The 11028-nt window shown below is 67.0% G+C and carries 6 protein-coding genes and 1 tRNA gene; all 7 read left to right on the top strand.

The window, feature by feature from the left end; translation table 11 throughout:
• A partial coding sequence (locus OU11_RS07865) for a beta-ketoacyl synthase N-terminal-like domain-containing protein (protein WP_033515926.1) occupies nt 1-3996 on the top strand: 3996 nt, incomplete at its 5' end.
• A gap of 349 nt (nt 3997-4345) precedes the next feature.
• Nucleotides 4346-6157 carry an amylosucrase gene (locus OU11_RS07860; protein WP_033515924.1) on the top strand — a complete coding sequence of 604 codons (1812 nt, stop codon included), beginning with the start codon at nt 4346-4348 and terminating at the stop codon, nt 6155-6157.
• A gap of 35 nt (nt 6158-6192) precedes the next feature.
• Entirely contained in the window at nt 6193-6777 is a 585-nt protein-coding gene (locus OU11_RS07855; RefSeq protein WP_308747440.1) for a holo-ACP synthase, read from the top strand.
• Nucleotides 6778-6817: 40 nt separating this feature from the next.
• Nucleotides 6818-6891 (top strand) — tRNA-Gly (locus tag OU11_RS07850).
• A 142-nt stretch (nt 6892-7033) separates the two neighbouring features.
• A complete protein-coding gene (locus OU11_RS07845) occupies nt 7034-7729 on the top strand; it encodes a hypothetical protein (protein ID WP_033515921.1) in 696 nt (231 codons plus the stop codon).
• Between the two features lie 111 nt (nt 7730-7840).
• Nucleotides 7841-8110: a 30S ribosomal protein S15 gene (gene rpsO, locus OU11_RS07840; RefSeq protein ID WP_033505335.1), complete on the top strand. Its 270-nt coding sequence runs from the start codon at nt 7841-7843 to the stop codon at nt 8108-8110.
• A gap of 211 nt (nt 8111-8321) precedes the next feature.
• Nucleotides 8322-10961, top strand: coding sequence for a polyribonucleotide nucleotidyltransferase (locus OU11_RS07835; protein ID WP_033515919.1), 2640 nt, complete (start codon nt 8322-8324; stop codon nt 10959-10961).
• The last annotated feature ends 67 nt before the right edge of the window (nt 10962-11028 follow it).

The raw sequence follows: 11028 nt of genomic DNA, 5'->3' as shown, positions 1-11028 counted from the left end.
GCTCCGGCCGCTCCCGCGGCCCCCGCCGGCGCCCCGTCCGGCGCCGCCGTCGCGGACATCCCGTTCAAGGCCTCCGACGCGATCGCGACCCTGCTGGCCTACTCGGCCAAGGTCCGCCCCGATCAGATCGGCGACAACGACACCACCGACACCCTGACCAACGGCGTCTCCTCGCGCCGCAACCAGCTGCTCATGGACATCAGCTCCGAGCTGGGAGTCGCGAGCGTCGACGGCGCCGCCGAGGCCTCGATCTCCGCGCTGAGCGCCCTGGTCGACAAGGTGGCCCCGAACTACAAGGCCTTCGGCCCGGTGCTGGCCGACATCGTGCGCGACCGTGTGCGCGGCATGTTCGGCGCGGCCGGACTCAAGATGGCCGGCATCGAGAAGCGCGTGACCGACGTCTGGCAGCTCGGCGCGGGCTGGGCCGCCAACGTGGTGGCCACGCTCGTGCTCGAGACCCGCGAGGGCGCCTCCGCCCGCGGCGGCGATCTGGCCGGCATCGGCAGCGAGCCCGCGTCCAACGCGGCCGCCGCCAACGCCATGATCGACGCGGCCGTGCAGAAGGTCGCCGCCAACCACGGCGTCTCCGTCGCCATGCCGTCCGCGGGCGGTGCGGCCGGCGGCGGCGTGGTCGACTCAGCCGCGCTCGACGCCTACGCCTCCAAGGTCACCGGTGCGGACGGCGTGCTCGCTTCCACCGCACGCTTCGTGCTGAACCAGCTGGGCCTCAACGCGCCCGTGGCCGCCGAGGAATCCGACGACAACGCCGCGGTCGTGGCCGCGGTCGAAGCCGAGCTCGGCTCCGACTGGCCCAAGCAGGTCGAGCCGCGCTTCGACGCGAACAAGGCCATCCTGTTCGACGACCGCTGGGCCTCCGCCCGCGAGGACCTGGCCCGCGCGTTCTACAACGGCGACGAGTCCGTGCTGGACTCCAGCTTCAAGGGTCTGGGCAAGACCATCGCCGACGAGGCCTCCTGGTTCGCCGCCAAGGCCAAGGAATCCGGCAAGGACGCGGCTGCGTACGAGCGGATCGCGCGCGAGGCCATGGAATCCGTGGCCGACGACGCCGCAGCCTCCCGCTTCGCGGGCGACGTGGCCGTCGTCACCGGTGTGGCCCCGAACTCGATCGCCGCGCAGGTCGTCAACGGCCTGCTCGCCGGCGGAGCGACCGTCATCGCCACCTCGCACAGCTTCCGCCCCTCCGTCAAGGCGTGGGCCAAGCAGACCTACCGCGAGCACGCGGCCGGCGACGCCCGGCTGTGGCTCGTCCCGGCCAACCTGTCGAGCTACCGCGACGTGGACGCCCTCGTCGAGTGGATCGGCAACGTGCAGAAGAAGACCACCGGCGCGACCACCACGATCTTGAAGCCGGCCTACCAGCCCGACCTGTTCTTCCCGTTCGCGGCCCCGCCGGTGCGCGGATCGCTGGCCGACTCGGGCGAGCTGTTCGAATCGCAGGCCCGCCTGATGCTGTGGGGCGTGGAGCGCGCGATCGCCGGCCTGTCCGCCATCGGTGCGGACACCGACGTGGCGCACAAGCTGCACGTCGTCCTGCCGGGTTCCCCGAACCGCGGCATCTTCGGCGGCGACGGCGCGTACGGCGAGGTCAAGAGCGCGTTCGACGCGATCGTCAACCGCGCCCGCGCCGAGAAGGTGTGGTCCAGCCACGTGACCTTCGCCCACCCGAAGATCGGTTGGGTGCGCGGCACCGGCCTGATGGGCGGCAACGACCCGCTGGTCGAGGTCGTCGAGCGCCATGGCCTGAAGACCTACTCCACCGCCGAGATCGCGGTCAAGCTGCTCGAGCTGTCCGACAAGTCCGCCCGCGAGCAGGCCATCAAGGCCCCGCTCGACGTGGACCTGACCGGAGGCCTGGGCTCCGAGCCGATCGACATCAAGGCGTTGCGCGCCGAGGCGATGGCCGACGCCGCCGCCAAGGCCGAGGCCGGGACTCCGGCCGGCGAGCCGACCGAACCGGTCGCCACGATCAAGGCGCTGCCGACGCCGCATGTGCCGCGTCAGGCCGAGATCGACCTCGATCAGTGGCAGGGCGTGACCGCCCGCCCGGAGGATGAGGTCGTCATCGTCTCGATCGGCGAGCTGGGCCCGTGGGGCTCCGGCCGCACCCGCTTCGAGGCCGAGCTGGGCATCCACTCGGACGGCACGGTGGACCTGTCCGCCGGCGCCGTGCTCGAGCTGGCCTGGAACATGGGCCTGCTGACCTGGCAGGATTCCCCGAAGCCGGGCTGGTACGACGTGGACGGCAACCTGGTGCCCGAGGAGGACATCGCCGAACGCTACCATGACGAGGTCGTGGCCCGCTCCGGCATCCGTCCGTTCGACGAGGGCATGGGCAACGACTACAAGGACGGCGCCGACGAGGAGGAGGCCGAGGTGTTCCTCGACCACGACGTCGAGTTCTCGGTGCCTGCCCGCGACATCGCCGAGGAGTACGTCAAGCTCGACGAGGCCCACACCTCGGTGCGCGCCGACGAGGAGTCCGGCGAGTGGATCGTGACCCGTCACGCCGGATCGATGATCCGCGTGCCGCGCCGCGCCACGATGACCCGTACCGTCGGCGGCCAGTTCCCGAAGGGCTTCGACCCGCTCAAGTGGGGCATCCCGGCCTCGATGGTCGGCGCGGTCGACCCGATCGCGCAGTGGAACATCGTCACCACCGTGGACGCGTACCTCAACGCCGGCTTCACCCCGGCCGAGATCCTGCAGGCCGTGCACCCCTCCAAGGTCGCCAGCACGCAGGGCACCGGCTTCGGCGGCATGCAGTCGATGCGCAAGCTGTACCTCGACCGGTTCCTCAACCACGAGATCCCGACCGACATCCTGCAGGAGGCGCTGCCGAACGTGGTCGCCGCGCATGTGATGCAGTCCTACATCGGCGGCTACGGCAACATGATCCAGCCGGTCTCCGCCTGCGCCACCGCCGCGGTGTCGCTGGAGGAGGGCTTCGACAAGATCGCCCTGGGCAAGGCCGACTTCGTGGTCACCGGCGCGATCGATGACATCGGCGTGGAATCCGTGATCGGCTTCGGCAACATGAACGCCACCGCGAACTCCCAGGAAATGTACGACAAGGGCATCGACGCGCGCTTCTTCTCGCGTGCGAACGATCGTCGTCGTGGCGGCTTCCTCGAGTCCCAGGGCGGCGGCACGATCCTGCTGACCCGTGGCGACATCGCCTTGAAGCTTGGTCTGCCGGTCGCCGGCGTGGTGGGCTACATCCACTCCTTCGCCGACGGCGCGCACACCTCCATCCCGGCCCCGGGCCTCGGCGCCCTGGCCGCGGGCCTCGGCGGACGCGAGTCCAAGCTGGTCAAGGACCTGGCCGCGCTCGGCGTGACCGCGGACGACATCGCCGTGGTCTCCAAGCACGACACCTCCACCAACGCGAACGACCCGAACGAGTCCGAGCTGCACAACACGCTGGCCCACGCGATCGGCCGTACGGACGGCAACCCGCTGTTCGTCATCAGCCAGAAGACCGTGACCGGCCATGCGAAGGGCGGCGCCTGCATCTTCCAGGTCAACGGCCTGACGCAGCTGTTCAAGTCCGGCGTGATCCCGGCGAACGCGGCGCTGGACTGCGTGGACCCGAAGCTGGAGCGTGACGACCACATGGTGTGGCTGACCAAGCCGCTGCACGTCGGCGCCGTCAAGGCGGGTCTGGTGACCTCGCTGGGCTTCGGCCATGTCTCCGGATTCGGCGCGATCGTGAGCCCGGGTGCCTTCGAGGCCGCCGTGGCGCACACCGCGGGCGTCGAGGCGCTGGAGGAATGGCGTCATCGTGCCAACGAGCGCCTGGCCGCCGGCCAGCGCCGTCTCGAGGAGGGCATGATGGGCCATGAGGCGCTGTACGAGCCGATTGACAACCGCCGCTTCCATGAGACCCGCCGCGGCTACGACGCGCACGAGGTCGAGAAGGCCATGCTGCTCGATCCCGACGCCCGTCTGGGTGGGTCCGGCTACTACGAGATCTGATCGGTCCACTGACCGGGCCGTGACCGCATGATGAGGTCCCCGTCGTCCTGAGGATGGCGGGGACCTCATCGTTCTCAGGTGAGTGTGTCTTGGGCGAGGCGTGGCGGCGGCGTTGCCGGGCGTGGTACGACACGCCATCATGGTGGCAAACCTCCCCCAAAAGTTTTGCCGAGAATGGCGGAAACAAGCCAATCCCGGCAAACTTTCGGGGTAGGTTTGCCACCACCTCGGCGTGTCGCGGGGCGGGATGCCGTCGGCGCGGGCCGCCATTTTGCGTCGAACCGGTTTGAGACGGCGGTTGTTCGGCGTTACACTATGGGTGGAAGCGAATAAACGAAGGAGTTTCACCATGGTTTCCGCTGCAATCGACAGCACATTCGGCAATCGCCTGGCCCGGCACCATGACGAATTGGACCAGCTGTTCATGAGTCTGTACGATGACCGCGCCGCGCTCGAGGACCTCGAACAGGCGATGGCCGCCGCCTACGAGGCCCGCCCCGACGATCTGAAGCAACTCGACAAACAGCGTGAGTCCGACCCCGACTGGTACAAGCGCGGTTCGATGTTCGGCATGACCATGTACACCGACCTGTTCGCCGGCAGCCTGCGCAAGCTCGCCAACCGCATCCCCTACCTGGAGGAGCAGCACCTGAGCTACCTGCACCTGATGCCGCTGCTCAAGATGCCGCACCCGCAGAACGACGGCGGCTACGCGGTCGAGGACTTCAACACCGTGGACCCCTCGCTCGGCACCAACGCCGACCTGGCCTCCCTGACCAAGAAACTGCGCAAGGCCGGCATCAGCCTGTGCCTCGACTTCGTGATGAACCACACCGCCTCCACCCACGAGTGGGCCATGAAGGCCAAGGCCGGCGACCCCGAATACCAGGACTACTACTTCTGCTACAACGACCGCACGATCCCCGACGAATACGAGAAGACCACCCCGCAGGTCTTCCCGAACACGGCGCCCGGCAACTTCAGCTGGTGCGACGAGATGCACAAGTGGGTGCTCACCTCGTTCTACCCGTTCCAGTGGGATCTCAACTACCGCAACCCCAAGGTGCTGGTGGCCATGCTGACCAGCGCGCTGAACCTGGCGAACCTGGGCGTGGAGGTGCTGCGCATCGACGCCGTGCCCTACATCTGGAAGCAGCTGGGCACCACCAGCCGCAACCTGCCGCAGGTGCATACCATCGTCCGCATGCTGCGCATCGCCCTCGAATGCGTCTGCCCGGCCGTGGTGCTCAAGGGCGAGGTGGTCATGGCCCCCAAGGAGCTCGCCGCCTACTTCGGCACCCCGGAACACCCCGAATGCCACATGCTGTACAACGTCTCGACGATGGTCAACCTGTGGAGCGCGCTCGCCAACGGCGACACCCGCCTGCTCAAGGCCCAGATCGATGCGCTGGACGCCCTGCCCGAGAACTGCTGGTTCGTCAACTACCTGCGCTGCCATGACGACATCGGCTGGGGTCTGGACGAGCCGCAGGAGTGGAAGCTCGGCATCGATCCGTTCCGTCACAAGGAATTCCTGTATCACTTCTACGAAGGGTCCGTCCCCGGCAGCTGGTCGATGGGCGAGCTGTACAACTACGACGCGGCCAGCGGCGACGCCCGCAGCTGCGGCACCACCGCCAGCCTGTGCGGCATCGAGAAGGCGCTGTACACGCATGACAAGCCCTCGCTGGAGCGCGGCATCGACCGCGACCTGCTCATGCACAAGGCCATGGCCTTCCTTCGCGGCTTCCCGATGCTCAACTGCGGCGACGAGATCGCCCAGCTCAACGGCTGGGATTACAAGGATGACCCGGACCGCGTGGAGGACAGCCGCAACCTGCATCGCAGCAAGTTCAATTGGCGTGCCGCCGAAAAGCGCCACGAACCCGGCACGCTGCAAAACCGCCTGTGGGAGGGAATGGCCGAACTGCGTACGATGCGCGATGATCCCTGCTTCGCCCCGGACGCCTGGGTGACGACTTGGGATACCTGCAACCAGTCCGTACTGGCCATCGTGCGCAAGTCTGGGGACGCCGTGCTGCTGGGGCTGTTCAACTTCTCGCAGGCCGACCAGACCGTCCACCTTGACAGCATCGAAGGCGTGGCGCTGCCTGCCAGCGAAACCCTCAAGCCGTACGAGGCCCGCATCATCCACTGCTGAGCGTTGGACTCGGCGGCATGCGGTAGCGTGGCGGTATGGATACTGAACGGATCGCGGGAATGCTGCCGCCGAGGTCGAACATCATCGGCGTGGGGCATGATGTGGTGGAGGTCTCGTCCTTCGCCGCGCAGCTGGCCGAGCCCGGCACCCGGATGCTCGCGCTGTTCTCCGTTCGCGAGCGGCGGCAGTGCGCGGCGCGCGCGCAAGCCAAGCATGACGCCCAATCCACGCACCTGGCCGCCCGCTGGGCCGGCAAGGAGGCGGTGCTCAAGGCGTGGTGCGACGCGTTGGGGGAGCGGCCTGCCCCCTATACGGTGGATACGTTCCCGTGGGCGTGCATCGAGATCCTCGACGATTCCCAAGGCCGACCGCATGTCGTGCTCGCCCCCGACGTAAGGGATCGGTTGGCTCAATCCTTAGGGCTGACCGGCCCCACCGATGCCGGTCGGATCGCATGTTCCGGCCATGGCGACGGCACGTCGTCCGCCGGCGCGCCGCACGATGCCGCCGAATCGACGGGACGGGGGCGGTCGCCCCGGGAACGGCCGACCTGGCATATCTCCCTGAGCCATGATGGTCCGGTGGCCTCGGCGGTCGTGTTGCTTGCCAAAGACGCATAGTCATGTATAATGGCTCACGTTGTCTCGCAAGAGGCGGCACGCGGACGTAGCTCAATGGTAGAGCCTCAGTCTTCCAAACTGATTACGCGGGTTCGATTCCCGTCGTCCGCTCCACTCGAAAGGCCTCGGATTGTGTCCGCGGCCTTTTCCTTTTCATACGGTGCGGCCGGGCCGGCACAGCGCGCCCCGGCTGCCGATGTGTCGCGGTAAGGTGGAGTGCGACGACCACAAGCCGACAAGACATCGAGGACTGGAAATGGGCGAGGATCGCAGCACGCGCGACAGGCGGGGACGTACCGACGGCAATGGCGGGGAGGGCGTCGACCCGGCGGCCGACGGCGTGTCCAGGCATCCCGTCGCCTCCATTCCCACCGCCGACCTGTCCTTTGCGGACATCGAGCGCAGCCGGTCCCATCCGGTGCGTTGGGTGTGCGCCATCGTCGCCGTGTTGGTGGCGATCGTCGCCCCGTATTGGCTGGGCCGCATGATCGCTTCGGAGCATACCGAGTGGCTGGTCGCGCATCTGAGCGCCTTCGAGCCGCGTGGCGTGGCGTTGGTGTCCTGGTCGGTCACGGTGCTGGCGCTGGCCGGGTTGGGGATGATCATTGTGGAGTCCCATAACTGGCTGGGGCGGATCATCTTCTTCCTGGGATTGGTGGCCGAACAGTTCATCGCGGGTCTGTGCCTGCTGCGGCTCGACTTCTGGTATGCGACCTATGTGGTGTACGGCGACAATGCCGCGGTGCCGAACGCCGCGAACCTCGGCATCATCGCGGCGGGCGCGGCCGTGGCGGTGTATGCGGTGGTGTTCGTGGGACTGCTGGTGGTGATCCGCAAGGATTCGCCGCTGAACGTGCTCACCCGCAGCTGGGCCTCGTTCATCCTGTTCTTCGCGATAGAGGCGGTCGCGTTGCTGATCGTGCTGTTCGGCGGTCTGCTGACGGCGATGTGAGTTGGTCGCCCCCTCCTGTATACTGTTCATTTGGCGTGTTTCGCCCGCGGATCGAGAGCGCCGCGACATTGGGTCGCCGGCACCGCGCAACGAGAACATAAGGAGGATGCCGTGGCACTTACGGCTGAACAGAAGCAGCAGATCATCACCGAGTACGCGACGCACGAGGGTGACACGGGCTCCCCGGAGGTCCAGGTCGCGCTGCTGAGCAAGCGCATCGCCGACCTGACCGAGCACCTGAAGCAGCACAAGCATGATCACCACTCCCGTCGTGGTCTGCTGCTGATGGTCGGTGACCGTCGCCGTCTGCTCGATTACCTCAAGCGCGTGGACATCAACCGTTACCGCTCGCTGATCGAGCGGCTGGGTCTGCGCCGATAATTGAATTCTTCCGCCCGGGCACGTGTGCTCGGGCGTTTTGCATGTCGTCTTTCTGACGAGGGATAACAGCAGCTGCAGGCCCCGGAGCGGGCACGTATGATGATGAGGAATCTGACACGAGGAACGCGCGGCCAGGTACGCCGCGCACGGCATGCACAATGTGAAGGCAAGACAAGCAGCAAGTAGGAATTAGACAACGAAGGAGAAACCCTTGGAGGGTCCCGAAATCAAGGCCGTTGAGGCCGTAATCGACAATGGTTCGTTTGGCAAGCGCACGCTGCGCTTCGAGACCGGCCGCCTCGCCCAGCAGGCCGATGGCGCCGTGGCCGCGTATCTGGATGATGACTCGATGGTGCTGTCCACCACCACCGCTGGTTCCAGCCCGAAGGAGAACTACGACTTCTTCCCGCTGACTGTGGACGTTGAAGAGAAGATGTACGCCGCCGGCAAGATCCCGGGCTCGTTCTTCCGTCGTGAGGGCCGCCCGAGCTCCGAGGCGATCCTGGCCTGCCGCATCATCGACCGCCCGCTGCGCCCGCTGTTCCCGCACACGCTGCGCAATGAGGTGCAGGTCGTCGAGACGATCCTGGCCGTCAACCCGGATGACGCGTATGACGTGATCGCGCTGAACGCCGCTTCGGCGTCGACGATGATTTCCGGCCTGCCGTTCGAGGGCCCGGTCTCCGGCGTCCGTCTGGCCCTGATCGATGGCCAGTGGGTCGCGTTCCCGCGTTGGAGCGAGCGCGAGCGCGCCGTGTTCGAGATCGTGGTCGCCGGCCGTGTGGTGGAGAACGGCGACGTCGCGATCGCCATGATCGAGGCCGGTGCCGGCAAGAACGCCTGGACCCTGATCTATGACGAGGGCCAGATCAAGCCGGACGAGGAGGTCGTCGCCGGCGGTCTGGAAGCCGCCAAGCCGTTCATCAAGGTCATCTGCGAGGCCCAGGCCGAGCTCAAGCGCATCGCCGCCAAGGAGACCAAGGAGTTCCAGCTCTTCCCGGAGTACACCAACGAGCTGTACGCCCGCATCGACGAGATCGCGCACGCCGACCTCGACGAGGCGCTCTCGATCGCCGAGAAGCTGCCGCGTCAGGATCGCATCGCCGAGATCAAGCAGCACGTCAAGGATGTGCTGGCCGGCGAGTTCACCGACATGGACGAGGCCGAGAAGGAGAAGGAACTCGGCAACGCGTTCAAGGAGCTGCAGCGCCAGATCGTGCGCCGCCGCATCCTGACCCAGGATTACCGCATCGACGGCCGTGGCCTGCGTGACATCCGCACCCTGTCCGCCGAGGTCGACATCGTCCCGCGCGTGCACGGCTCCGCCCTGTTCCAGCGCGGCGAAACCCAGATCCTGGGCGTCACCACGCTGAACATGCTCAAGATGGAGCAGCAGATCGACGCGCTGTCCGGCCCGCAGTCCAAGCGCTACATGCACAACTATGAGATGCCGCCGTATTCGACCGGCGAGACCGGCCGCGTCGGCTCCCCGAAGCGCCGCGAGATCGGCCACGGCGCCCTCGCCGAGAAGGCCATCGTGCCGGTGCTGCCGGGTCGTGAGGAGTTCCCGTACGCCATCCGTCAGGTCTCCGAGGCCATCGGCTCCAACGGTTCGACCTCGATGGGCTCCGTGTGCGCCTCGACCCTGAGCCTGCTCGCCGCCGGCGTGCCGCTGAAGGCTCCGGTGGCCGGCATCGCGATGGGCCTGGTCTCCGGCGACGTGGACGGCCAGCACATCTACAAGACCCTGACCGACATCCTGGGCGCCGAGGACGCGTTCGGCGACATGGACTTCAAGGTGGCCGGCACCTCCGAGTTCATCACCGCACTGCAGCTCGACACCAAGCTCGACGGCATCCCCGCCGACATCCTGGCCGCCGCCCTGCAGCAGGCCAAGGAGGCCCGCACCACGATCCTCGAGGTCATCAACGAGTGCATCGATGGTCCTGCCGAGATGAGCCCGTATGCGCCGCGCATCATCACCACCACCGTCCCGGTCGATAAGATCGGCGAGGTCATCGGCCCGAAGGGCAAGATGATCAACCAGATCCAGGAGGACACCGGCGCCGAGATCTCCATCGAGGACGACGGCACCGTCTACATCGCCTCCGAGGGTGGCGAGGCCGCCGAGAAGGCCAAGCAGATCATCGACCAGATCGCCAACCCGCATGTGCCGGAGGCCGGCGAGACCTACAACGGCAAGGTCGTCAAGACCACCAGCTTCGGCGCGTTCGTGAACCTGACTCCGGGCACCGACGGCCTGCTGCACATCTCGCAGATCCGCAACCTGGCCAACGGCGAGCGCATCGACGCCGTCGAGGACGTGCTCAAGGAAGGCGACACCGTCGAGGTGATCGTGCAGGGCGTCGACGACCGCGGCAAGATCAGCCTGGCGATTCCGGGCTTCGAGGATCAGGAGTCCTCGGCCCCGCGCCGTGAGCGTGGCGACCGTGAGGACCGCCGCGGTGGCCGTGGCCGCCGTGACGATCGTCGTTCCGACCGCGACGACCGCCGTTCCGACCGTGACGACCGTGGCTACCGTTCGCGCCGCGACTATGACGACGATCGTGATTATGACGATCGTCCGCGTCGTCGCCGCGACCGTGACGACCGCTACGATGATCGTGATTATGACGATCGTCCGCGCCGTCGCCGCGACTATGACCGTGACGATCGCGACGACCGCCGCGATGATCGTGATGATCGCCGCAACTATCGTTCGCGCCGTGACGACCGTAACCCGCGGTACGCCGCCGACGAGAACTACGACGAGTACCGCGCCGATCGCGAGGAGCGTTCCGAGCGTCCGCGCCGCCGTGTCCGCCGCGACTTCGATCTGTTCGAGGACTGATTCCGCGATTGCTGTGACTGGATTTATCCAGGAACGGATTTCACGACACCACTGTGTCTGTGATCCA

The organism is Bifidobacterium pullorum DSM 20433 (genome assembly GCF_000771405.1).
Lineage (GTDB): Bacteria > Actinomycetota > Actinomycetes > Actinomycetales > Bifidobacteriaceae > Bifidobacterium > Bifidobacterium pullorum.
This window is presented reverse-complemented; position numbering and strand designations above follow the sequence as displayed.